Raw genomic sequence first — 22,327 nt, forward strand, 5'->3', positions numbered from 1 at the left:
TTACGTGCTTCAATAAGAGACATCAAGGGGCTGACAACCGAATAGCCAGGAGGAGAGACCCAGATGAGCATGATCGAGCGAATCCGCACCCGCCGCGACGCCAACCGCCGCGCCCGCGCCATCGAGCAGGCGCTGCGCTCCGCCAACTCCCCGGCGGTCCGCGAGGAGCTTCTCGCCATCGCCCAGCGTCACATGAGCTGACGCCCCCCAACTTTCCTCACCTCCTCCAGTTCGAAGACCCGCCCGGTCACCCCGGGCGGGTCTTCGGCGTTTCACGTCGATTGACACCGGGATTCCACCTCGCCGCACCGCCCGGTACGGTGGGGCTCGGTCGCCACCCGCCCGCCGCTGGACCGATCGCACTGACAGAAGCCGATCGACAACATCCGGTCACGGTAAGTGGCGACCGGGGCTCCCCCAGGCGCCTCCCGGCGGCCACCCGATACGGTGCGGGGAGCCCGCACGGCCGGTTACCCGCCGGCAACGCCGGCAACCGGCCGACGGTCCCGATCGGTATCGGTGGCCGACATGTGATGGAGGAGGCGTACCCATGACGTCCGAGGCCCCGAACCGCCCTGGCCAGGAGCCGGGCGAGGCGTCGTCGGGCGCCGGCGGACCGGCACCGTACGGCGACCGCCCGGCGCAGCAGGGCAACGGGTACGGCGGCGCTCCCGACCTGGGCTGGGCACCGCCGCCGCCGGCCGGGCGGCCCGCCCCGTCGGCCCCCGCCTGGGGCGCACCGGACGACCAGCCCGCCGCCTGGGCGCCACCGGGTGGCCAGGCCGCCGGCCGGGCCACCGCGCAGGTGCCGCCGCCCGCCGAGGGTTGGGGTGGCCCCGCGCAGCCGGGCTGGGGAGCCCAGGAGCAGGGCACGCCCGCCTGGACCGCCGCCCCGCAGGCTGCCTCCCAGGAGCAGGGCGCGCCCGCCTGGGCCGCCGGCCCGTCGAGTGCTGCCGCCGAGCCCGGCCCACCCGCCTGGGGGGCCGCGCCGGGCGGGCCCGCCTGGGCCGCCGCGGCTCCGCCGGCCGGTTCGCCCGGCGAGCAGCCGGCCTGGGCGCAGTCCGGTGAGGCGGGCGCCCGCGGCGCCGCCTCGGTCCCCGCGCCGGCCACGGCCCCGCACGAGGCGTGGGCCACCGGCCAGCAGGGCGACGACCCGGCGCGCTCGGACGGCTGGCCCGCCGCGGCCGGCCCGCAGGACGACCGCTCCGGCGGCTGGGCCGTCGGGACCGGCGCCCAGCAGCAGGACGACGCGAACCACTCGGGCGGCTGGGGTGCCGCTCCGCAGGAGGACCAGCCGGCCTGGGGCCAGCCGGGCGAGCACGGCACCCCCGCCTGGTCGCCCGCCGAGCCGTCCGCCCGCGCCGCCGCCAAGGTCTCCGTACCGGGTGTGCCGGCCGAGAACGCCTGGCCCGGCCAGGACGACCCGGCCCGCTCGGGCGGCTGGGACACCGGAGCGGCCGCCCCGCACGACGACAACCCGGACCGGTCCGGCGGCTGGGCCGCCGGCCGTGCCGCCGAGGCCGGCCAGCAGCCCGGTTGGGCCTCTGCCGCCGTCCCGCCGCCTGGCGACCGGCCCGAGTCCGGGGCCTGGCCGTCGGCGGAGTCGCCAGCCCGGGCCAGCGCCTCGGTCCCGTCCCCCGACTCGCCGGCCTGGGGCGACAACCAGGACGGCCCCGCATCGTGGACGCCCGACCGGCCGGCCATTCCGGACGCCGACCCGTGGGCGCCCGGCGAGGCGTGGGGCCGGGCCGCCGAGGCCCAGCCCGAGGAGTCGCCGAGCTACCAGCCGGCCCCAGGTCCGGGCATCTCCCCGGCCAACGCCGTGCCCCTCCCGCCGCAGGAGCAGCGGGTGCCGGGCGCCGCGCTGGCCGCGGCGCCGCCCGCCGACTACGTGCCGCCCGCGCAGTTCGCCCCGGCGGACCGGGACCCGTACGAGGCGGAGCAGTCGGGCGGCTGGGGTGGGCCGGAGTCGGCGCACGACGAGCACCAGTCGCCGGCCGGACCGGTGGTGCCGGGTCCGCGTACCTCACCGGAGGCAGGCGGTCACGTCTCCGCCAGCGCCTCGGTGCCGGTGACCAGCCGGGTGACGCCCCCGGCCGACCAGGCCCTGCACGCGGCCGGCGTGCCGGCCCCGCAGCCCCGGGTGTACGGCCGGCCCACCCGCCCGGAGCCGGAGGAGGCCCCCGGAGCGGACGGCTTCCCGGAGCCGGGCCCGCGCTTCGACGAGCACTCGCGGACGGACGAGCCGGACCGTCCGCACGGCTTCGCCGCGGCGCCCCCGGTGCCGTCCGCCCCGCCATCCTCGCCCGCTGCCCCGCCGCCGTTCCCGCCCGGCGTGCCGTCCTTCGCCAACCCGTCCGGCAGCACCCGCCCGGTGAACGGGGTGCACCCGCAGAGCGACGGGCACGCTGGCGGCCAGCACGACCCGTACGGCGCTCCCGGTGGTCACGCCGACCCGTACGGCGCTCCCGGTGGTCACCCCGACCCGTACGGCGCTCCCGGCGGTCACCCCGACCCGTACGGCGCTCCCGGCGGTCACCCCGACCCGTACGGCGCTCCCGGCGGTCACCCCGACCCGTTCGGCGGCACCGGCCCGAGTGACCCGTACGGCGGGCCCGGCGGTCCGCACGACCCGTTCGGCGGGTCCCCCGCCGGCCCGGGTGACCCGTACGGCGCGCCGGGGGGCGGTCGCGCGGCGGTTGCCGCACCCGGGCAGGGACCGATGGGTGAACCGGGCCCGGGCGGGTTCCCTCCCCCGTTCCCGCCGCCGCCCCAGCAGGCGCCGCCGGCCTGGCAGCAGGGCCCGGCCAACGGACCGGAGCAGGGCCGCTTCGACGCGTTCAAGCCGGAGGCCGAGCCGAAGACCGAGGCGCCCACGCCGAAGGTTCGCAACGGCCGGGTGCTGGCGGTCGTGCTGATCGTGGCGGTGCTGATCCTCGCCGTCCCGCTCGGCCTGCTCACCCTGCTCGGCAAGATCGGCGGGGACGACAAGCCGGCTCCGTTCAACCCGGCCGTGGGCGCCTGCATCAAGCAGTCCGGCACGGGCGCGGCGGATGCCGACTGCGCCGAGCCGGGCGCGTTCAAGGTCGTCTCGAAGGTCGACAGCAAGGACAAGTGCGCCGACCCAACGCAGCCAAGCGTGGAGCTCCAAGGCGTCGAGGGAAACCGGGTGCTCTGCCTCAAGCCGGCCGGCAAGTAGCAGCTCTCCGACGGCGGGGTCACGGTGGTCCGTGGCCCCGCCGTCGTCCGTCCCGGATGTGATCCACCCCGCCGGGGGTGCCGGCCGAATCGGGGCCCGTGGTCCGGCAGACTGAAGGCATGAGCGCACGAGTACGGGCACCTGAGCTGCGCGGCCGCGGCTGGCTGAACACCGGCGGGAAGGCCGTCACCCTGGCCGACCTGCGCGGCAAGATCGTTTTGCTCGATTTCTGGACCTTCTGCTGCATCAACTGCCTGCACGTACTCGACGAGTTGCGCCCGCTCGAGGAGAAGTACGGCGACATCCTGGTCGTGATCGGCGTGCACTCGCCGAAGTTCGAGCACGAGAAGGACCCGGCGGCGCTCGCGGCGGCCGTCGAGCGGTACGGCGTGCACCACCCGGTGCTCGACGACCCCGAGCTGGACATGTGGCAGCAGTACGCGGCCAAGGCCTGGCCGACGCTCTCGGTGGTCGACCCCGAGGGGTACGTGGTGGCGACCATGGCCGGCGAGGGGCACGCCGAGGGGCTGGCCCGGCTGATCGACGAGCTGATCGCCGCCCACGAGGCGAAGGGCACCCTGCACCGGGGCGAGGGCCCGTACGTGCCGCCGGCCGAGCCGGAGACGACACTGCGCTTCCCCGGCAAGGCCGTCGTGCTCGACGGCGGCAACCTGCTGGTCTCCGACTCGGCCCGGCACTCCCTGGTCGAGCTGGCCGCGGACGGCGAGAAGGTGCTCCGTCGGATCGGGTCGGGTCCGCGGGGAGCCGACGACGGCCCGGCGGAGAGTGCCACCTTCTCCGAGCCGCAGGGGCTCTGCCTGCTTCCCGGGCACGTCGGCGAGGTGGCCGGCTATGACCTGGTCGTCGCGGACACCGTCAACCACCGGCTGCGCGGCGTGAAGCTGGCCACCGGCGAGGTGGTCACGGTCGCCGGCACCGGGCGGCAGTGGCGCTCGACGGTCGACGACCACGCCCATGACGCACTCTCAATCGACCTCTCCTCGCCCTGGGACGTCGCCTGGTTCGACGACAAGGTCGTCATCGCCATGGCCGGCATCCACCAGCTCTGGTGGTTCGACCCGATCAAGCGGACCGCCGGCGTGTACGCCGGCACCACGGTCGAGGCGCTGCGCGACGGTCCGCTGCCGGACGTCTGGATGGCCCAGCCCTCCGGCCTCTCGGTCTCGGCCGACGGCACCCGGCTGTGGATCGCCGACAGCGAGACCAGCGCCGTCCGCTACGTCGAGAACGGGGTGATGCACACCTCCGTCGGGCAGGGACTCTTCGACTTCGGCCACGTCGACGGCCCGGCCGACCGGGCGTTGTTCCAGCATCCACTGGGGGTGTGCGCGCTGCCCGACGGTTCGGTGCTGATCGCCGACACGTACAACGGCGCGGTACGCCGCTTCGACCCGGAGACCGAGCAGGTCGCCACGGTGGCGGATGGGCTGGCCGAGCCGAGCGACGTGGTGCTCACCGCCGAGGGCGAGGTGCTGGTGCTCGAGTCGGCCGCGCACCGGCTGACCCGGTTGGCCCCGGGGGCGCTCACCGCGGCCGGCGCGAACACCGTGGACGGCCCCCGGCACAAGCTGGAGCGCAAGCCCACCGACGTGGCGGCCGGCGAGCTGACCCTCGACGTGATCTTCACGCCCGCGCCGGGGCAGAAGCTGGACGAGACGTACGGCCCGTCGACCCGGCTGGTGGTGTCGGCCTCCCCGCCGGAGCTGCTGGTCGAGGGGGCCGGGACGACCACCGACCTGTCCCGCCGGCTGGTGCTGAACGGTGCCGTCGCGCAGGGCGTGCTCCAGGTGACCGCTCAGGCGGCCACCTGCGACGCGGACGTCGAGCACGCGGCCTGCCACCTGACCCGGCAGGACTGGGGCGTACCGGTGCGGGTGGTCGACGGGGGCACCAGCCGCCTCCCGCTGATCCTCCGCGGCCTCGACGAGGCCTGACCCGCGCTCAAGATCCGTTCCCGGAAACTGTCGCCTGCTCGCGCTGAGGGGACTCTTCCCTGGAGTTGCGAATCTTCACCCGGGTGACGGGCGACGGGGATCAGGCGAACGGGCGGAGGGGCACCCCGGCGTCGATGAGGGCGGCCCGGACCAGCTCGGCGCAGCGCACTGCGCCCGGGGTGTCCCCGTGCAGGCAGATCGACTCGACCACACACGGGACGACGCTGCCGTCGACCGCGACCACGGTCCGCTCGGTGGCCATCTGGACGGCCCGGGCGGCCACCTGCTCCGGGTCGCTGACCAGCGCGTTGCCGGCGGTCCGGGGCACCAGCGAGCCGTTGGGCAGGTAGTTGCGGTCGGCGAAGCCCTCGGCCACCACGCGCAGGCCCGCGCCGACGGCGAGTTGGGCGAGCACCGAGCCCGGCGGGCAGAGCAGCGGCAGCTCGCGGTCGTACCGGCTGACGGCGGCGACGAGCGCGGCGGCCTGCGCCTCGTCGCAGGCCGCCGCGTGATAGAGCGCGCCGTGCGGCTTGAGGTAGCGCACCCGGGTGCGGAACAGCTTGCAGAAGGCGTCCAGCGCGCCGAGCTGGTAGATCGTCTCGTCGTGCAGCTCGGCGAAGTCGTACGCGATGTGCCGCCGGCCGAAGCCGGCGAGGTCCCGGTAGCCGACCTGGGCGCCGACCGCCACCCCGCGGTCGGCGGCCCCGGCGCAGACCCGGTGCATCGTGGACGGGTCGCCGCCGTGGAAGCCGCAGGCGACGTTGGCGGAGGTGATCAGGTCCAGCAGCGCCTCGTCGTCACCGAGCCGCCAGATGCCGAATCCCTCGCCGAGGTCAGCGTTGAGGTCCATGGAACGTCACCGTAGTCCCTGGGCGGGCCTGTGCGAGCGGCGTCACGTCGTCCACCACCCCGATCACCGGGTAGCCGCCGGTGGTCGGGTGGTCGGCCAGGAAGATCAGCGGTTGGCCGTCGGGCGGCACCTGCACCGCGCCGAGGACGAGGCCCTCGCTGGGCAGTTCGCCGGGCACCGCGCGGGGCAGCGCCGCGCCGACCAGTCGCGCGCCGACCCGGTTGCTCGCCGGGCTGATCGCGTACGGGGTGGTGAACAGCATGTCGAGGGCGGCCGGGGTGAACCAGTCGTGCCGCGGGCCGGGGCGGACGGCCAGCCGCACCTCGTCGGGGAGGGGCGGGCCGGCGATGACGTCCACCGGGGCGGGGTGGCCGGCGGGCCGGCCGAGGGGCAGCCGGTCGCCGTCGCGTACCGGGGGCGGGCCGAGGCCGGAGAGCGTGTCGGTGGCGCGGCTACCCAGCACCGGCGGCACGTCGATCCCGCCGGACACGGCCAGCCAGGTACGTAGCCCGGCGCGGGCGGGACCGATCCGCAGCACCGCCCCGGCGGGCAGGGACAGCGGCCGGCCCAGGTCGCCCGCCCTCCGGTCGGCGTGGACGTCCACCTCGGCGCCGGTGAGCGCCACGGTGACGGCCCGGGTGACGCGGAGCGCGCAGCCGGTCAGGGTGATCTCCAGTCCGGCGGCGGTCTCCGGGTTGCCGACGAGCCGGTTGGCCAGGCGCAGTGCGGCCGGGTCGAGCGCGCCGGAGCGGGGCACGCCGAGGTGGGCGTACCCGGGCCGGCCCTGGTCCTGCACGGTGGTGAGGGCACCGGCCCGAAGCACCTCGATCATGCGAGCCGGACCCGGGTGCCGGGGGTGAGCCGGGCCGGCGGGTCGGCGTGCACGTCGAAGAGCACCAGGTCGGTCCGCCCGACCAGCAGCCAGCCGCCGGGTGAGGCGGTCGGGTAGATCCCGGCGTACGGGCCGGCCAGCGCGATCGACCCGGCCGGCACCCGGGTACGCGGGGTGGCCAGCCGGGGCACGGCCAGCTCCGCCGGCAGCCCGGTCAGGTACGCGAACCCGGGCGCGAACCCGCAGAACGCCACCCGGAAGTCGGTACGCCGTAGCCGGTCCACCACGGCGGGCACGTCGACGCCCCAGTGCCCGGCGACGGCCGGCAGGTCGGCCCCGTCGTACACCGTGGGGACCTCGACCTCGGCGGCGGCGGCCGGAACGGCGTCGGCCCGCGGGGTCCACCCGGCGATCCGCGCGGTGGCCGCCTGCGGGTCCGGTACGCCGTCGAGCAGCACCGTGGTCGCCGCGGGGACGATCTCGACGGCGCTGAGTTCACCTGCCGCCCGCCGGCGCCACAGCTCGGCCCGCCACGCCTGGACCTGGTCGGGGTCGTCGCAGTCGAGCAGCAGGGCGTGTGCGCCGACGGGTCTGATCCGCATCCCGTCATCCTCGCGGATCATCCGTCCACCGGGGTCCGCCGGCCGTTCAGGAGGCGGGACGGTACGCACTACTTGTAGGTAACCTACGGTGCCGTAACCTATTGGCGTGACCACCTCCGCACCGCTTCGGCTCAAGCCGGTCGACATCGGTAAACCCCGGATGCGCGGCTGGCTGCACACCTACGCGTTCTTCGTCGCGCTCGTCTGCGGCATCGTGCTCTGCTCCATCGCGGCCGCCCGTCCCGGCTGGGCACCCCTGCTGAGCTGCCTTGTCTACAGCCTGACGGTGTGCGGCCTCTTCGGCACCAGCGCCCTCTACCACCGGCGAGTGTGGTCCGAACGCGGCTACCAGATCATGCGCCGGATGGACCACTCGATGATCTTCGTGTTCATCGCCGGCACGTACACCCCGTTCTGCGCGCTGTTGCTCGACCGACGTCCGGCCGAGATCATGCTCGCCCTGGTGTGGGGCGGAGCGCTGTTCGGGGTGGCGGTCAAGATGATCTGGCCGCACGCCCCGCGCTGGGTCTCCGCGCCGCTCTACCTCGCGCTCGGTTGGGTCGCGGTGGTGATGCTGCCGCAGATCCTGCACGCCGGCGGGATCACCGCCCTGGTGCTGCTGATCGTCGGCGGCGCCGTCTACAGCGTCGGCGCGGTCTTCTACGCGCTGCGCCGGCCGAACCCGTGGCCGACCGTCTTCGGCCACCACGAGTTCTTCCACGCCTGCACCCTGGTCGCCGCGATCTGCCACCACATCGCGATCTACTTCGCCCTGTTCGCCTGAGCGCGGTGGCCCGGCCGGCCCGGGCGGCCCCGGAAACGTGCGAGGGCCCCGCACGGGCGCGGCGCGGAGCCCTCGACGGTCTCGGAACGGCTCAGGCCGGGTAGCCCGGGCGGCGCACCTCGCGGTACTCCTCCCGCACGACCCGGTCGTCCTGCACCGGCACGACGGGCTCGGCGACAACCCGCTCGCGCACCGGCCGGGCGACCACCGTACGGCGGCGGTTGTTCCAGAAGTAGAGCGTGATGAGCAGCCCGACGACACCGGCGAGCATGAGCACCCAGCCCACGACGTTCAAGTTGAGCCATCCCAGGTTGGCGTCGATGGCGAACGCGAAGATCGCGCCCAGCGCGATGAGGAAGATGCTGGCACCGATGCCCATGACGTCGCCTCCTTGGCGTTCTGCTGGCGTTTCCTACCGCCGCGGCCATGGCTGAGGTAGCGGCACCCATCGACTTACCCAGGCGGTCCGATCGCGAATCAGGCAAGCTGAGCGCATGACGGAGGGCAGGATCCAGGAGCGCACGTTGGTGCTGCTCCGGCACGCCAAGGCCGAACAGTCCCAGGACGTCCCGGACGCGGAACGCCCGCTGACCGCGCGGGGGCACGCCGACGCCGCAGCCGCCGGAGCCTGGCTGGCCCGGCACGCCCTCCTCCCCGACGTGGTGATCTGCTCCACGGCCCGGCGAACCCGCCAGACCTGGCACGGGGTGGCACTGGGCATGACGGGCTCCCCGCCGGAGGGCGGACCGGCCGGCCCGGCGCCGGTGGTGCGCTACGCGGCGACCGCGTACGAGGGGCAGCCGGAGGATCTGCTGACCCTGGTCCGGGCGGTCCCGCCGGAGACCGGCACGGTCCTGCTGATCGCCCACAACCCGGGCATCTCGCTACTCTCGTCGCTGCTCGATCCAGCGGGGGCGGATCCGGACGGGCTGCGTACCACCGATCTGGCGGTGCACCGCCCGACCACCAGCTGGACGAACCTGGGACCGGGCGGCGCACCCATCACCGCCCGCCACACCGCCCGGGGCTGAGGCGCAAGGAGGAGCCCCTTCGTCACGCCTCGGGTGAAGAAGGGGCTCTCTCAGCATTGGTTGCGCAGGCCCAAGGTCAGGACGGCGGCGCCGTGGGCGGCGGCGGATCGGGTGGCGGGGGCATCATCGCGGTCGGGTGGGAGAGCCGGTTCTCCTCCACGATCAGCGTGCGGGCCCGCTTACGCCGGTCCTGCCAGAACCAGAGCGTGGTGAGCAGGACGGCCAGCCCGGCCAGGATCAGCACCCAACCGACCGCACGCAGGTCGATCCACCAGACGTTGGCCCGGATGGCGAAGGTCAGGATCGCGCCGACGGCGATGAGAAAGATTCCGCTTCCAATGCCCATGTGCGCTGCACTCCCCCGTGCGATGGCTCTTGGGCGTGTCCTGTCGTGGTCCGCGATGGTTACCCGTCAGGCGGCCGGCCTACCGGCCGGGCGGCGAAACAAACGGCGGCGGCCGGCGAGCTGTCCGCTCACCGGCCGCCGTCGTCGAACCGGTCGGATCACCCCACGGGGGATCAGAACGCCTCCTCCGGGAGGTCCATGATCTCCAGGTCGGCACCCTCGATGATCCGCCGGTCGGCGCCGATGCGGGGCAGCACCTCGCGGGCGAAGAACCGGGCGGCGGCCACCTTGCCGGTGTAGAACGCCTTGTCGGCGGCGGAGACCTCGCCACCCAGCGCCTTCAAGGCCACGTCGGCCTGCCTCTGCAGCAGCCAGCCGACCACCAGGTCGCCGATCGCCAGCAGGAACCGGCGGCTGCTCAGGCCGACCTTGTAGAGGGCCCGCGCGTCCCCGCCCTGGGCCTCGCCCAGCCAGCCGGTCAGCACGCCGAGGATGTTCTGGATCTCGGCAAGCGCCTTGCCGAGCGCCTGCCGCTCCTCCTTGAGCTGGCCGTTGCCGGCCTCGGAGGTGATGAACTCCTGGATCTCACCGGCGACCGCCAGCAGGGCCTTGCCGTTGTCCCGGACGATCTTCCGGAAGATCAGGTCGAGGCTCTGGATCGCCGTGGTGCCCTCGTAGAGGGTGTCGATCTTGGCATCCCGGACGTACTGCTCCAGTGGGTAGTCCTGGAGGAAGCCCGAGCCACCGAAGGTCTGCAGCGACTCGTGCCCGAGCAGCTCGTACGCCCGCTCCGAGCCGACGCCCTTGACCAGCGGCAGGAGCAGGTCGTTGACCCGCTTGGCCAGCCTGGTGGCCGGCTCGTCGCCGGCCGCCTCGGCGATGGCGACCTTGTCCTGCCAGCCGGCCGTGTAGCAGACCAGCGCCCGCAGGCCCTCGGCGTACGACTTCTGCAGCAGCAGCGAGCGACGCACGTCCGGGTGCTGGGTGATGGTCACCCGCGGGGCGGTCTTGTCGGTCGACCGGGTCAGGTCGGCGCCCTGCACCCGGTTCTTGGCGTACTCCAGGGCGTTCAGGTAGCCGGTGGAGAGGGTGGCGATGGCCTTGGTGCCGACCATCATTCGCGCGTACTCGATGATCATGAACATCTGCCGGATGCCGTCGTGCTTGTCGCCCAGCAGCCAGCCCTTGGCCGGAACGCCGTGCTCGCCGAAGGTCATCTCGCAGGTGTTGGAGACCTTCAGGCCCATCTTGTGCTCGACGTTGGTGGCGAAGACGCCGTTGCGCTCGCCCAGCTCGCCGGTCTCCTCGTCGAAGTGGTACTTCGGCACGACGAAGAGCGAGAGGCCCTTGGTGCCGGGGCCCCCGGCGCCCGCCACGCCGACCGGGCGGGCCAGCACGTAGTGGACGATGTTGTCGGAGAGGTCGTGCTCACCCGAGGTGATGAAGCGCTTGACGCCCTCGATGTGCCACGAGCCGTCCGGCTGCGGGATGGCCCGGGTGCGACCGGCCCCCACGTCCGAGCCGGCGTCCGGCTCGGTGAGCACCATGGTCGAGCCCCACTGCTTCTCGATGAAGAGCTTGGCCCACTTCCGCTGCTGCTCGGTGCCCTCGACGTGCAGCACGTGCGCGAAGGACGGGCCGGAGGCGTACATCCAGATCGGGGCGTTGGCGCCGAGCACCAGCTCGGCGAGCGACCACCAGAGCGCGCGCGGGGCGTTGGTGCCGCCGAGGGCCTCGGGGAGGTCCAGACGCCAGAACTCCGAGTCCATGAACGCCTGGTAGGACTTCTTGAACGACTCCGGCAGCGGCGCGGTGTGCGTCGCGGGGTCGAAGACCGGCGGCGTGCGGTCACTGTCCGAGTAGCTGGCGGCCAGGTCCTCGCGGGCCAGGCGGTCGACCTCGGAGAGGAAGCTGCGGGCGGTGTCGACGTCCAGGTCCGTGTACGGCTCCTGGCCGAACGTCCGGTCCGCCCCGAAGACCTCGAACAGGTTGAACTCGAGGTCCCGAAGGTTGCTCTTGTAGTGGGTCATGCTCGCTGGCCCCGCTTCCGGACAGATATTACCGATCAGTAACTGAGACTCTATTACTCACCGGTAGCCAGCGACAAGCCGATCACCGAAGTGACGGCGATTACACACCCCCGGTCCAGCCTGCGGCCACTCGCGCAGCAGTGCGCCCGCGACCAGCACGAGCAGCCCGTCGGCCGACGAAGGATGCGGACCGTCAGCTCTCCGCCGCGCCGACCTCCCAGCTCGGCACGGGCGCCTTCGCGCCGCTGGCCGGGCCGGCGTATTCCATCAGGACCAGCGCGATGTCGTCGTCGAGCCGGCCGTGCACCCACTCGACCAGGGCGGTCTCCAGCGAGGCCAGGCCGTCGGCCACCGTGCCGTGGCCGAGCAGCCGCCACGCCCGGTCGGCGGTCGGGAAAAACTCGCCGTCCCGGCGGGCCTCGCCCAGCCCGTCGGTGAAGAGCAGCAGCCGGTCGCCCGGTTCGAGCCGTTCCACCCGGGGTCGGACCACCGGCATGAAGCCGAGCGGGGGCGCCGGCGCGGGGGGTTCGAGCGGGATCACCGCACCTCCACGCAGCAGCAGCGGTGGCGGATGTCCACAGTTGACGATGGTGAGCGTACCGCCCCGCTCCTCGACCAACGCGGCGGTGACGAAGTCCTCGTCGCCCACGTTGCGGGCCACCGCCCGGTCCAGATCGGTCACCACGGCGCGCAGGTCCGCCCGCTCGTACGCCACGTGCCGGTAGGAGCCGAGGACGATGCTGGCCAGCCGGACCGCGTCCAGCCCCTTGCCACGGACGTCGCCGATGATCATGCGGACGCCGTACGGGGTGTCCATCACCTCGTACAGATCGCCACCGATCACCGCGGTGGCGGTGGAGGAGATGTAGCGGGCGGCGACCGCGAGGGTGCCCACCTGCGGACCGAGCGGCCGGAGCACCGCCTGCTGCGCGACCGAGGCGAGCCGGGACAGCTCGGCGATCCGCTCCGACTGGCGCTGGCGGGCCGCCGCCACGGCGGTGGCGATCGCGGTGGCCAGCGCGATGCCCGCGACGTTGACGGCCGTGACGAGGGACATGGCCGGGTCGGCGAGGGCGAAGGACCCCCCGATCGCCGTGCCGAGGACACCCGCCCCGAACACCACCCGCCAGGAGGCCAGCGCGGCGGCGAGGAACGGGGCGGCGGCCATCAGCGCGATGAAGTGCGCAGTCCGGCCGTCCGCCAGTTCCACGGCGGAGACGATTGCGAGCAGCCCGAGGGCCGCGCCGAGGCCGGCGCGGGATCCGGGGCTCAGCGGGCGGGGGCCCGACTGGAAGGGTTGCGTGCGTACATCGGACAGCATGCCTGATGGAGGTGAACGGGTGAATGAACCTGACCCGTCGTCCGACGGTATTCTGCCCGGCCGGATCGCTCCGGCGGCACGATCGCCGTCGGTCACCCGGTCAGCCGAGGACCTCGTACCGGACGGTCACCTCGCCGAGGTCGGTCGAGGCGATGGCCGCGAAGGCCGCGCGGGACAGGTCCAGGCACCGGCCGGCGATGAACGGGCCGCGGTCGTTGATCCGGACGACCACAGACTTGCCGTTGGCCGGGTTGGTCACCCGTACCTTGGTGTCGAACGGCAGGGTCTTGTGCGCGGCGGTCATGGCGTTCGGGTTGAACGTCTCCCCGTTCGCGGTCATCTGGCCCTCGTCATAGAAGGACGCTCCGCAGGAGCCGCTGTCGACCACCTTCGGCGCGGGGGTGGTCTTCTTCGCGGTGGGCTTCGGGCTCGCGGTCCGGGTCAGGCTCCGGGAGGCCGCCTTGGTGCGGGTCGCCTTCGGGCTGGGGGTGGCCTTCGGCGACGGGCTGAGGCTCGGCGATACGGAGGCACTCGGCGAGGCGGACGCGCTCGGGGACGAGGCCGCCGAGGTGGGGACGACGGCGCTGGGCAGGGCCTCGGCGACGGCGGGCCCGGCCGAGGGCTCGCCCGAGGTGAGCCGCACCGCGCCGACGGTGCCGCCGACGGCGAGCAGCACGCCGACGGCCGCGGTGGCGGCGATGCCGGCGGGCGAGGAGAACTTGCGGGTACGGAGGTGCCTACCAGCCACCGCGCGGTCCTTTCGTCAGCGGAGCAAACCGGCTCGGACCGTAACGAGAGAAGTACTTCCGAAGTCAACGTGATCATGGTGCTATGCCCGTATTTACCCCGATACGTCTATCCACTCGTGTGAACATTCCTCATCCGAACGGAGGAAGGGTCGCTGGCCGGGGCCGGTGCCGCATCGTCCGGCGTCGGTGCCCGAGGATGGGAGGCATGCTGAGCCGCCGCCTCGTCGAGCTGTTCCGCTGGGTCGACCCCGGCCCGGACAGCAGTCATCTGGTCAGCGACATCTCCGGCTGGTGGCGGGATCCCGGTGTGCTGGCCGGCATCGGACCGGCCCTGGCCGGCCTGTTCCCGGACACCCGCCCCACCGTCGTGATCGCCCCCGAGGTGACCGGGCTGCTGCTCGGCCCGCTGGTGGCGGTGGCCGCCGGCGCCGGCTTCCTGCCGGCGTACAAGCAGGACGGTGGGCGGCGGCGGGTCGGCCCGATGCGCTGGGCCGAGACGCCACCGGACTACCGGGGCCGGCGACTGCGAATCGGCGTGGACGCGCGCCGGCTCGGCCCCGGTGACCAGGTGCTGCTCGTCGACGACTGGGTGGCCACCGGCGCCCAGCTCGACGCGCTCCAGCGGGTGGTCCGGGACAGCGGGGCGGAGCCGGTCGGCACCGCCGCGGTCGTGGCGACCTGCCCGCCGCAGGTGGCCGAGCGGCTCCGGCTGCGTACGCTGCTCAGCCCGGCCCAGCTACCCTGAGCGACGCGGTATTGACCTCAAGCACGGTTGAACGTCGAGGATCGCCACATGGACGACGGCATCCTGGACGAGGCGTACCAACGGCTGCACCGCACCGGCCCGGAGTTCGAGGGCTGGCTCTCCAACCACGGCCCGATGGCGGTCGAGGCGATGGTCCGGCACGGGCACGGCGCACGGGTGCACCGCTGGCTGGACGACTACCTGCGCCAGCTGGACGAGCGGCCCCGCGGACTGCGGCCGATCGACGACTGGCCGACCGCGCTCGGCGACCCGAAGCGGGCCGGCGACTGGCTCGCCCACTTCGACCGGGAGGTGCGTGAACGCCCCTGGCGGGAGGTGCTGGGCACCTGGTGGCCACGGCTGCTGCCGGGCATCGCGGCGGGCGCCACCCACGGCGTGATCCGGGTCGGGCACGCGGTGCGGGTGCTGCGCGCCGACGGGGTGAACCAGGAAAGGCTCGCCGAGCTGGGCCAGGCGCTCGGCTACTGGGCCGCACGCTGGCAGCCGGTGCCCGGGGCCGGCCCGCTCACCGGCCGGTCCGGCGTGGTGGCGGCGCTGGCCGGGGTGCCCCGGATCCCCGAGCAGAGCGGCGGCATCCGGGAACGGCTGGGCCGGCTGCCCGACGTACCGGACTGGCCCGGGGCGGTGGCGGCGCTGCGCCCGCCGGACGGCCCGGCGGAGGCCGAGCGGACCCTCACCGAGCTGGTGCACCGGGCGGGCCTGGACTACCTCCGGTTCGGGCACGGCAACCCGGTGATGCTGGTGCACGCGGTGACCGCGCCGACCGCGGTGCTGCGTACCCTGCCGGCTCTGGATCCGGCGCTCTGGGCGCCGAGCGTCGCCGCGGCCTGGTCGGCCACGGCCGCCGTGACCTCGGTGTACGCCCCACCGGCGCCGACCGCCCCACCAGCGGTCACGCCGGTAGGGCCGGCGGAGGTGTTCGCCCGGGCGGCCCGGCACGGCGACGCACACGTGGTGAAGCTGGCCGACGCGGTACTGGACGCGCACGCGGCGACCGGCGACGCCCGGGTCCTCGCGGCAGCCGGCTACGCCGGTCAGCTCATCTGACGAAGCCCTCGACGACGGTGCGGGGCCCGCCCTGTCCGCAGGCTGGCGTCGGGCGGACGAAATCCCACGACGGGCCGCCGTGCCGCCAGTAGCCTCGGCAGGATGTGGCCCCGCATCGGTGGACTTCGCACGCTCGCCCTCGGCACGCCCGGCGAGATGCGCACCAACCTCAACACCCTCGTGCTGGCCGGCGTGAAGACCGCCACCGCCGGCCTGCTGACCAGCGAGTACGCCGACGAGAACGAGGAGCTGGAGCACGTCGGTGAACGGCTGGTCCTGGTCGACGACCACGACGCGCTGGTCGGCCTCGTCGAGGTCACCGGCATGGAGGTGGTCCGCTTCGCCGACGTGTCCTGGGATTTCGCCCGCTCCGAAGGGGAGGGTGACCGGTCGATCGAGGAGTGGCGGGAGGGGCACCGCCGCTACTGGGCCCGGGAGGGCTTCACGGTCGACGACGACTCCCAGGTGGTCTGCATCCGGTTCCGGCTGGTGTCCGCCGGGGACGGCGGCATCAGCACCGGCGACCTGGGCACCTGACCCCGCGGGGGATCAGACCCGGCGCAGCTCGGGCAGCAGGCCGGCCGCCTCCACCAGCACCGCCTCGTCGCCGGCGTACCAACTGCTGGCCCGGGGCCAGTGCGTCACCACGTCGGTGAAGCCCAACCGGCCGGCCCGCGCGACCTGCTCGGCGAAGAAGTCCGCGCTGCGGAGCGAGAAGACCGGCGCCGAGTCCAGCGACAGGTAACGGTCCAGGGTGGCCAGGTCCCGGCCGGCCCGCTCCAGGGCCTCGTCCATCCGGCCGGCGAGGTCCGCGACCGACGACCACCAGCTCTCCAGGTCGTCACCGCCGAGCCCGGTGGTCACCCACCCCTGCCCGAACCGGGCGACCAGGCGCATCGACCGGGGCCCGTTCGCGGCGACCACGAACGGCACCCGAGGCTGCTGGACACAGCCGGGATTGTTCCGCGCGTCCACGGCGGCGAACCACTCGCCCCGCCAGCTGGTGCCGTCCTCCCGCAGGATCAGGTCCAGCAGCTCGGTGAACTCGGCGAACCGGTCGACCCGCTGCCGGGGCGGCAGGGTCTCCCCGCCGAGCACGGTGGCGTCGAACCCGATGCCGCCCGCGCCGATGCCGAGCAGCAGCCGGCCGCCGGAGACGTCGTCCACGGTGGTCACCTGCCGGGCGAACGCCGCCGGGTGCCGGAAGTTCGGCGAGGCGACCAGGGTGCCCAGGCGGATCCGGGAGGTCACCGTCGCGGCGGCGGTCAGCGTGGTCATCGAGTCGAACCAGGGACCGTCGACCAGATCCCGCCAGCCCAGGTGGTCGTACGTCCAGGCGTGGTCGAAGCCCCACTCGTCCGCCTGCCGCCAGCGCCGCTGGGACTCCGACCAGCGCTGGTCCGGCAGGATCACGATGCCAATCCGCATGATCGCCAGGTTACGGCCTGGCCGGCCGGACCGAGCGGACCGGCCGACCCGGTCCGTACTACGCCGTCACCACGTCGGCGACCACGCAGGCGACATTGTCCGGCGCGCCCGCCGCGTACGCGAGGTCGACCAGGCGCCCGACGGCGGTCTCCGGACCGTCCGCCCCGGCGAGCGCGGCGTGCAGCGCCTCCGGGGCGACCACCGCGGAGAGCCCGTCGGAGCAGAGCAGGTACCGGTCACCGGCAATCGCGGTCCGCAGCGCCAGGTCGGCCTCGACCTGCGGACCCGTCCCCAGTGCCCGCACCAGCAGGGCCCGCTGCGGATGTGCGGCGACCTCGGCCGGGCTGAGCCGGCCCTGGTCGACCAGCGACTGCACGTACGTGTGGTCCTGGGTCAGCCGGACCAGTTCGCCCCCGCGCAGCAGGTACGCCCGGGTGTCCCCGACGTGCACCAGGGCGAGCTGCGAGCCGCGCCGCAGAATCGCGGTGAGCGTGGTGCCCGGCTGGTGCCCGTCGGTGGCGGAGGCACGTACCCTGCGGTCGGCCGCGGCCACCGCGTCGGCCAGCGTGGCGAGCAGTTCGGCGGCCGGCGCGGCGGAGAGTTCCAGCGGCCGGAGCGCGTCCACGGCGGCGGCGCTGGCGGCGGCCCCGCCTGGGCCGCGCATGCCGTCCGCCACGGCGAGCAGGGTCGCACTGGCGTACGCGGTGTCCTCGTTGGAGTCCCGGACCGCGCCCGTTTCGCAGCGGACGGCGTACCGGAGGGTGGGTTCGGACATGGTGGTGCCCCTCTCGGAGAGCTGGTCGACGAGGAGCGCGACGACGCGTCCGCGGGCCGCGGTGTCGGCGCTGACCCGGCGCCACCAGGCGTCGACCGCCCCGGCCGCCGCGTCGGGTGGCAGGCCGCAGACGGCCCGGATGTCCGCGAGCGGCATCCCGGCCCGGCGCAGCGCGGCGATCAGCCGGGCCCGGTCGAGCTGGGCCGGCGCGTAGTAGCGGTAGCCCGAGTGCGGGTCGACGGCGGCGGGCGGCAGCAGCCCCAGTTCGTCGTAGAGCCGCAACGCCTTCGGCGTCAGCCGCGCCGCGCGGGCGAACGCCCCGATGGTCAGCAGCTCCACGGACGCATCCTCCTCGTGCCGGTCCCGGCGACCGGCACGGACCACGCTCGGGCTTGCCGCAAGGGCAAGGTCAAGGGGTGAGTTTGGCCGGCTCGTCGCCGGGCGTCAGCGCCTCGACCAGCGCCCGGATCTCGTCCCGCACGGCTGGGATGCTGCCAGGCGGGTCTGACACCGTCAGTCGCCGGACGTGGGGTTGGCGTCGACCGCGGCGCGGACGAACTCGCGTACCCGGGCCGTGGTGTTGCTCTCCCGCCACACCGGCCCGCGGCGGATCGGCGGCGCGTCGCGGATCGGCACGTACGCCAGATCCGGCCGGGGATAGTAGCGGCGGGTCTCCGCACCCACCGGCAGCACCCCCCGGCCCATCGCGACCAGGGACAGCATCTCGGAGAAGGTGTCGCCCACCGGCCCCTTCGGCACCGGCCGGCCGGACGGGGTGCGCTCCGGGGTGCGGTCCCGCTTGAACTCGGCGGAGGTCACCGCCGGATACTGCACCACCGGATGCTCGGCCAGCACCTCCAGCGACACCGACTCCTCGCCGGCCAGCGGGTGGCCCGCAGCCACCGCCAACACCCGCTGCTCGCGGAGCAGCGCCGGGCCGTTCGCCATCCCGTCGAAGGGGTACGACGCGATGAGCACGTCGACCGTGCCGTCCCGCAGGCTCGACCGGGTGGTGGCCAGCGGCGCCTCGTGGACGTGCACCACGCACTCCGGGTGACGCTCGGTGAAGAGGCTGACGGCACGCAGCAGCACCGGCGCGGTCGACTCGCCGACGAAGGCCACCCGCAGCTCGCCGGAGAGGCCACGCCCGGCCTCGACGGCCCGCCGGACGGCGTCCTCCATGCCGGCCACCAGCGGGCGCAGTTCCTCGGCGAGGCGGGCGCCGATCGGGGTGAGCCGGACGACCCGGCTGGTGCGCTCGAAGAGCGGCGCGCCGATCCGGCGTTCGAGCTTCCGGATCACGTGACTGATCCGTCCCGTGGTCACCCGCAGCCGCTCGGCGGTACGCCCGAAGTGCAGCTCCTCGGCAAGGGTCAGGAACGTCTCGATCTCGTACCGCTCCAGCACACCCACTCCCATCGTTGAACCCGGGTCAACGATCGTAGTCCGATCGCGGCTTGGTCGGCGGCGGCGTCCGGACGAGGGTGGAGGACGACCCTTCGAGGAAAGGAACCTGATGGACCCCGTCACCGACTACCTGGCTGGCCTCGACGCCCCGCTGCGCGAGACCGCCGAGAAGCTCCGTACCGTCATCGACGCCGCGCTGCCCGAGGCCAGCGGCGCGATGTGGCACGGCCACCCGGTCTGGGGCCTCGGCGACCGGCCGGGGAAGACGCCGGTCTGCCTGGTCAAGGCGTACCCGTCGTACGTCACCTTCGGGCTGTGGAGGGGGCAGGACGTGGCGGACACCTCCGGCCGGCTCACTCCGGGCGCGCGGCGGATGGCCTCGGTCAAGCTCCGGACCATCGACGAGATCGACCCGGACCTGTTCGCCGGCTGGCTCCGGCAGGCGTACGCCCTGGAGGGGGCGCAGTGAGCGCGGTGCGGGTGACGGCCTTCGACCACCTGGTCCTCACGGTCGCGGACGTGGAACGCTCGCTCGACTTCTACTGCGGCACCCTCGGCCTGGCGCCGGTACGGGTCGACCGCTGGCGGGCCGGCGAGGCGCCCTTCCCCTCGGTACGCGTCAGCCCCGAGACGATCATCGACCTGGTACGCGGTGAGCCGACCGGGTCGAACGTCGACCACATCTGCCTGGTGGTGGAGCCCGTCGACTGGTCGGCGGTGCTCGACTCCGGCGCGTTCACCGTGCTGACCGGGCCGGTGCCACGCTTCGGCGCCCGGGGCACCGGCACCTCGATCTACGTAAGCGACCCGGACGGCAACACCGTCGAGCTGCGCTGCTACCCGCAGTAGCCGTCGGGGCCGGCGGGCGGCTGTCCGTTAGCGTGGCGCGATGCCTCAACTCCAGCGACTCGACGTCCACCATGCTCCCGCGCTGCTCCGTTTCGAGCGGGAGAACCGGGCGTACTTCGCGCGGACCGTGCCGGACCGGGGCGACGACTACTTCAGGGAGTTCAGCGCCCGGCACGCGGCGCTGCTCGCGGAGCAGGCCACCGGGCGGTGCCAGTTCCACGTCCTGGTCGACGACGACGGCACCGTGCTGGGGCGGTTCAACCTGGTGGACGTCGCCGACGGCAGCGCCGAGCTGGGCTACCGGGTGGCCGAACGGGCGACCGGCCGGGGCGTGGCGCAGGGCGGCGTCCGCCAGGTCTGCGAGCTGGCCCGCGACGAGTACGGGCTGCGCCGGCTGGTCGCCTCCGCCGCGCTGGCGAACCCGGCGTCGCTCGCGGTGCTCCGGCGTACCGGGTTCGTCCCGGCGGGCGAGGTGCTGCTCAACGACAAGCCCGGCCTCCGGCACGTCCGCGACCTGACCGCCCCCGCCTGAGCGCCGGAGGCCGCCAGCGGGCCGGGGCCGGACCGGCGCGGCCTGCCTGCGTGTCGCCTCGGCTGACGTACAGGATGAGCAGCACTTTCAACCACAGGGTTGACGAGTGGGCGACTTCCGATCTACCTTTCAACCATTGGGTTGAAACTGAGGGGGACGACCACGGACGCGCTGTCCCGAGCCTTCGCCGCTCTCGCCGATCCGACCCGGCGCGACATGGTCGCCCGGCTCTCCGAGGGCGACGCGACCGTAAGCCAGTTGGCCGAGCCGTACCGGATGACGCTGCAGGCCGTCTACAAGCACCTGCGGGTGCTGGAGGACGCCGGGCTCGTGAGCCGACCGCGAGGGCCGCAGCCCCGGCCGGTGCGCCTGGAGGCCCAGGCCTTCGACCTGATGGACACCTGGATCGAGCGCCACCGGAGCCGCGTCGAGCAGCGCTATCGCCGCCTTGACGCCATCCTCGCGGAGATGAAGAGAGACGAGCATGAACAGGATCACGGAGACAGTCATCGAAGCCGATCCGAGGCTGCCGGTCATCCGGACGACTCGTGACTTCGCGGCAACGCCCGAGCAACTGTTCCGCGCCCACACCGATCCCGCGCTGTTCGCCCAGTGGGTCGGTCCCAACGCCATGGCCACCCGGATCGAGCACTGGAACGCGTGCACCGGCGGCAGTTGGCGGTACGCCTCGGTACGCGACGGCACCGAATACCGGTTCCACGGCAGCTTCCATGAGGTGCGGCCGGACCGGATCGTGCAGACCTTCACCTTCGAGGGCGATCCCGACGGAGTGGCGCTGGAGACGTTGTGGTTCGAGGACCTGGGCGACGGCCGTACGCGGCTGCGGACGCAGTCGCTGGTCGACAGCTTCGAAGGCCGCGATGCGTGGCTGCGCAGCGGCATGGAGGTCGGTATCAACGAGGGCTACGCGAAGCTGGACAGGATGCTGATCAATGGCGCTGTCTGACCGCCCAGCCGAGCGACACCGGCAGGTTGCCGGGCTCTTCACCGACCGGGTCCGCGGTACCCGGTCCTGGGACGTGCCATCCCCGGTCGCCGGCTGGACCGCCCGCGACGTCGTACGTCACCTGACCGAATGGTGCTCCGGCTTTCTTGCCTCCGGTGCCGGCATCGAACTGCCCCACGGACCGTCGGTGGACGAGAACCCGGTCGCCGCGTGGCAGGTTCACTGCGACGGTGTGCAGGCGGTGCTGGACGATCCGGAGACGGCGCACCGGAAACTCACCAACCCGCACATCGGCCACATGCCGCTGCAGAACGCGATCGACCAGTTCTACACGGCTGACGTGTTCATGCACACCTGGGATCTCTCCAGGGCCACCGGCCAGGACGATCGGCTGGACCCCGACTTCTGTGCTCAACTCCTCGGCCAGATGGAGCAGATGGAGCAGGTTCTCCGCTCGTCCGGCCAGTTCGGCACCCGGGTCGAGGTACCCGGCGATGCGGATACCCAGACCAGACTGATGGGGTTCATCGGCCGGGATCCGTTCTGGCCGGGGCGGTGAGCCAGGCGCCCCTGACTCGACTGGACAACGTCGAAGGCCCTCGCTGGGACTGTCGTCCCGGCCAGGGCCTTTCGGTTGGAGCGGGTGACGGGAATCGAACCGCACTGTCAGACCCGAAAATCCAACGGTGAGTGGGCAGGCGGCAGCCCCCGGCGCAGCGCAGCGGAGCCGGGTTTGGGTGGGTGGGGTCAGGCGGCTTTGGTTTCGGCGATGACGGCTTTGCCGTCGCGGATGGTGATCTGTTGACCAGTGACGGCCTGGAGTTGGGCGGCGAGGTTGCGGGCCCGGCGCTGTTTAT

The 22,327-nt window shown here is 73.5% G+C and carries 25 protein-coding genes; 14 read left to right on the forward strand and 11 right to left on the reverse strand.

The window, feature by feature from the left end:
* Positions 1-63 precede the first annotated feature (63 nt).
* From ACGF4F_RS19290 to ACGF4F_RS19300, 3 genes are all read left to right on the forward strand, one after another.
* Entirely contained in the window at positions 64-201 is a 138-nt protein-coding gene (locus ACGF4F_RS19290) for a hypothetical protein (RefSeq protein WP_187413317.1), read from the forward strand.
* 349 nt (positions 202-550) lie between these two features.
* Positions 551-3,199 (forward strand): hypothetical protein, encoded by a 2,649-nt coding sequence (locus ACGF4F_RS19295; RefSeq protein ID WP_393078907.1) that lies wholly within the window; start codon positions 551-553, stop codon positions 3,197-3,199.
* Between the two features lie 119 nt (positions 3,200-3,318).
* Positions 3,319-5,154, forward strand: coding sequence for an NHL domain-containing thioredoxin family protein (locus ACGF4F_RS19300; protein ID WP_357434529.1), 1,836 nt, complete (start codon positions 3,319-3,321; stop codon positions 5,152-5,154).
* 100 nt (positions 5,155-5,254) lie between these two features.
* Here ACGF4F_RS19300 and ACGF4F_RS19305 read toward each other — a convergent pair whose 3' ends face one another.
* Genes ACGF4F_RS19305 through ACGF4F_RS19315 form a run of 3 tightly spaced genes read right to left on the reverse strand, consistent with a single transcriptional unit; the run spans position 5,255 to position 7,438 of the window.
* On the reverse strand, positions 5,255-6,004 hold the full coding sequence (locus ACGF4F_RS19305; protein WP_357434528.1) for a 5-oxoprolinase subunit PxpA: 750 nt from the start codon (positions 6,002-6,004) through the stop codon (positions 5,255-5,257).
* Positions 5,988-6,836: a biotin-dependent carboxyltransferase family protein gene (locus ACGF4F_RS19310; protein WP_357434527.1), complete on the reverse strand. Its 849-nt coding sequence runs from the start codon at positions 6,834-6,836 to the stop codon at positions 5,988-5,990. The genes ACGF4F_RS19305 and ACGF4F_RS19310 overlap by 17 nt, the downstream gene beginning before the upstream one ends.
* Positions 6,833-7,438: an allophanate hydrolase subunit 1 gene (locus ACGF4F_RS19315; protein ID WP_357434526.1), complete on the reverse strand. Its 606-nt coding sequence runs from the start codon at positions 7,436-7,438 to the stop codon at positions 6,833-6,835. The genes ACGF4F_RS19310 and ACGF4F_RS19315 overlap by 4 nt, the downstream gene beginning before the upstream one ends.
* Positions 7,439-7,544: 106 nt before the next feature.
* Here ACGF4F_RS19315 and ACGF4F_RS19320 point away from each other — a divergent pair, with 106 nt between their 5' ends.
* Positions 7,545-8,222 (forward strand): hemolysin III family protein, encoded by a 678-nt coding sequence (locus ACGF4F_RS19320; RefSeq protein WP_357434525.1) that lies wholly within the window; start codon positions 7,545-7,547, stop codon positions 8,220-8,222.
* Positions 8,223-8,313: 91 nt separating this feature from the next.
* Here ACGF4F_RS19320 and ACGF4F_RS19325 read toward each other — a convergent pair whose 3' ends face one another.
* Positions 8,314-8,601, reverse strand: coding sequence for a DUF6458 family protein (locus ACGF4F_RS19325; protein WP_073835074.1), 288 nt, complete (start codon positions 8,599-8,601; stop codon positions 8,314-8,316).
* 115 nt (positions 8,602-8,716) lie between these two features.
* Between ACGF4F_RS19325 and ACGF4F_RS19330 the strand changes: the two genes are divergently transcribed.
* The gene (locus tag ACGF4F_RS19330; protein WP_357434524.1) at positions 8,717-9,253 is read left to right on the forward strand and encodes a histidine phosphatase family protein; all 537 of its coding nucleotides are present in this window, start codon (positions 8,717-8,719) and stop codon (positions 9,251-9,253) included.
* Positions 9,254-9,329: 76 nt separating this feature from the next.
* Here ACGF4F_RS19330 and ACGF4F_RS19335 read toward each other — a convergent pair whose 3' ends face one another.
* The 4 genes from ACGF4F_RS19335 to ACGF4F_RS19350 all read right to left on the reverse strand — a co-directional run bounded on the left by ACGF4F_RS19335 (position 9,330) and on the right by ACGF4F_RS19350 (position 13,698).
* Positions 9,330-9,599, reverse strand: a complete 270-nt coding sequence (locus ACGF4F_RS19335) for a DUF6458 family protein (RefSeq protein WP_073835076.1) — start codon at positions 9,597-9,599, stop codon at positions 9,330-9,332.
* A gap of 173 nt (positions 9,600-9,772) precedes the next feature.
* Positions 9,773-11,629: an acyl-CoA dehydrogenase gene (locus ACGF4F_RS19340; RefSeq protein WP_357434523.1), complete on the reverse strand. Its 1,857-nt coding sequence runs from the start codon at positions 11,627-11,629 to the stop codon at positions 9,773-9,775.
* 193 nt (positions 11,630-11,822) lie between these two features.
* On the reverse strand, positions 11,823-12,950 hold the full coding sequence (locus ACGF4F_RS19345) for a PP2C family protein-serine/threonine phosphatase (RefSeq protein ID WP_357434522.1): 1,128 nt from the start codon (positions 12,948-12,950) through the stop codon (positions 11,823-11,825).
* 100 nt (positions 12,951-13,050) lie between these two features.
* Positions 13,051-13,698, reverse strand: coding sequence for a septal ring lytic transglycosylase RlpA family protein (locus tag ACGF4F_RS19350; protein WP_357434521.1), 648 nt, complete (start codon positions 13,696-13,698; stop codon positions 13,051-13,053).
* Between the two features lie 206 nt (positions 13,699-13,904).
* Between ACGF4F_RS19350 and ACGF4F_RS19355 the strand changes: the two genes are divergently transcribed.
* The 3 genes from ACGF4F_RS19355 to ACGF4F_RS19365 all read left to right on the forward strand — a co-directional run bounded on the left by ACGF4F_RS19355 (position 13,905) and on the right by ACGF4F_RS19365 (position 16,049).
* On the forward strand, positions 13,905-14,444 hold the full coding sequence (locus tag ACGF4F_RS19355) for a phosphoribosyltransferase (RefSeq protein WP_393078915.1): 540 nt from the start codon (positions 13,905-13,907) through the stop codon (positions 14,442-14,444).
* Between the two features lie 48 nt (positions 14,445-14,492).
* On the forward strand, positions 14,493-15,512 hold the full coding sequence (locus ACGF4F_RS19360) for a hypothetical protein (protein WP_393078918.1): 1,020 nt from the start codon (positions 14,493-14,495) through the stop codon (positions 15,510-15,512).
* Positions 15,513-15,614: 102 nt separating this feature from the next.
* Entirely contained in the window at positions 15,615-16,049 is a 435-nt protein-coding gene (locus ACGF4F_RS19365; RefSeq protein WP_393078921.1) for an ASCH domain-containing protein, read from the forward strand.
* A 12-nt stretch (positions 16,050-16,061) separates the two neighbouring features.
* Here ACGF4F_RS19365 and ACGF4F_RS19370 read toward each other — a convergent pair whose 3' ends face one another.
* From ACGF4F_RS19370 to ACGF4F_RS19380, 3 genes are all read right to left on the reverse strand, one after another.
* The gene (locus tag ACGF4F_RS19370; protein ID WP_357434517.1) at positions 16,062-16,940 is read right to left on the reverse strand and encodes an LLM class flavin-dependent oxidoreductase; all 879 of its coding nucleotides are present in this window, start codon (positions 16,938-16,940) and stop codon (positions 16,062-16,064) included.
* A 58-nt stretch (positions 16,941-16,998) separates the two neighbouring features.
* On the reverse strand, positions 16,999-18,054 hold the full coding sequence (locus ACGF4F_RS19375) for a MerR family transcriptional regulator (protein WP_393078924.1): 1,056 nt from the start codon (positions 18,052-18,054) through the stop codon (positions 16,999-17,001).
* 174 nt (positions 18,055-18,228) lie between these two features.
* Positions 18,229-19,122, reverse strand: a complete 894-nt coding sequence (locus tag ACGF4F_RS19380) for a LysR family transcriptional regulator (protein ID WP_393078961.1) — start codon at positions 19,120-19,122, stop codon at positions 18,229-18,231.
* 109 nt (positions 19,123-19,231) lie between these two features.
* Here ACGF4F_RS19380 and ACGF4F_RS19385 point away from each other — a divergent pair, with 109 nt between their 5' ends.
* The 6 genes from ACGF4F_RS19385 (at position 19,232) to ACGF4F_RS19410 (ending at position 22,029) form a co-directional block, all read left to right on the forward strand.
* Positions 19,232-19,591: a DUF1801 domain-containing protein gene (locus tag ACGF4F_RS19385; RefSeq protein ID WP_393078927.1), complete on the forward strand. Its 360-nt coding sequence runs from the start codon at positions 19,232-19,234 to the stop codon at positions 19,589-19,591.
* The gene (locus ACGF4F_RS19390; protein WP_357434513.1) at positions 19,588-19,971 is read left to right on the forward strand and encodes a VOC family protein; all 384 of its coding nucleotides are present in this window, start codon (positions 19,588-19,590) and stop codon (positions 19,969-19,971) included. Before ACGF4F_RS19385 ends, ACGF4F_RS19390 begins: the two co-directional genes overlap by 4 nt.
* A gap of 40 nt (positions 19,972-20,011) precedes the next feature.
* On the forward strand, positions 20,012-20,503 hold the full coding sequence (locus ACGF4F_RS19395; RefSeq protein ID WP_393078930.1) for a GNAT family N-acetyltransferase: 492 nt from the start codon (positions 20,012-20,014) through the stop codon (positions 20,501-20,503).
* A gap of 141 nt (positions 20,504-20,644) precedes the next feature.
* Entirely contained in the window at positions 20,645-21,055 is a 411-nt protein-coding gene (locus ACGF4F_RS19400) for an ArsR/SmtB family transcription factor (protein ID WP_393078964.1), read from the forward strand.
* Positions 20,988-21,470 (forward strand): SRPBCC family protein, encoded by a 483-nt coding sequence (locus ACGF4F_RS19405; protein WP_393078933.1) that lies wholly within the window; start codon positions 20,988-20,990, stop codon positions 21,468-21,470. Before ACGF4F_RS19400 ends, ACGF4F_RS19405 begins: the two co-directional genes overlap by 68 nt.
* Positions 21,457-22,029: a TIGR03086 family metal-binding protein gene (locus ACGF4F_RS19410; protein WP_357434509.1), complete on the forward strand. Its 573-nt coding sequence runs from the start codon at positions 21,457-21,459 to the stop codon at positions 22,027-22,029. The genes ACGF4F_RS19405 and ACGF4F_RS19410 overlap by 14 nt, the downstream gene beginning before the upstream one ends.
* Positions 22,030-22,327: the final 298 nt, after the last annotated feature.

This window comes from Micromonospora sp. NPDC047740, assembly GCF_043204735.1.
In the GTDB taxonomy this organism is placed as follows: domain Bacteria; phylum Actinomycetota; class Actinomycetes; order Mycobacteriales; family Micromonosporaceae; genus Micromonospora.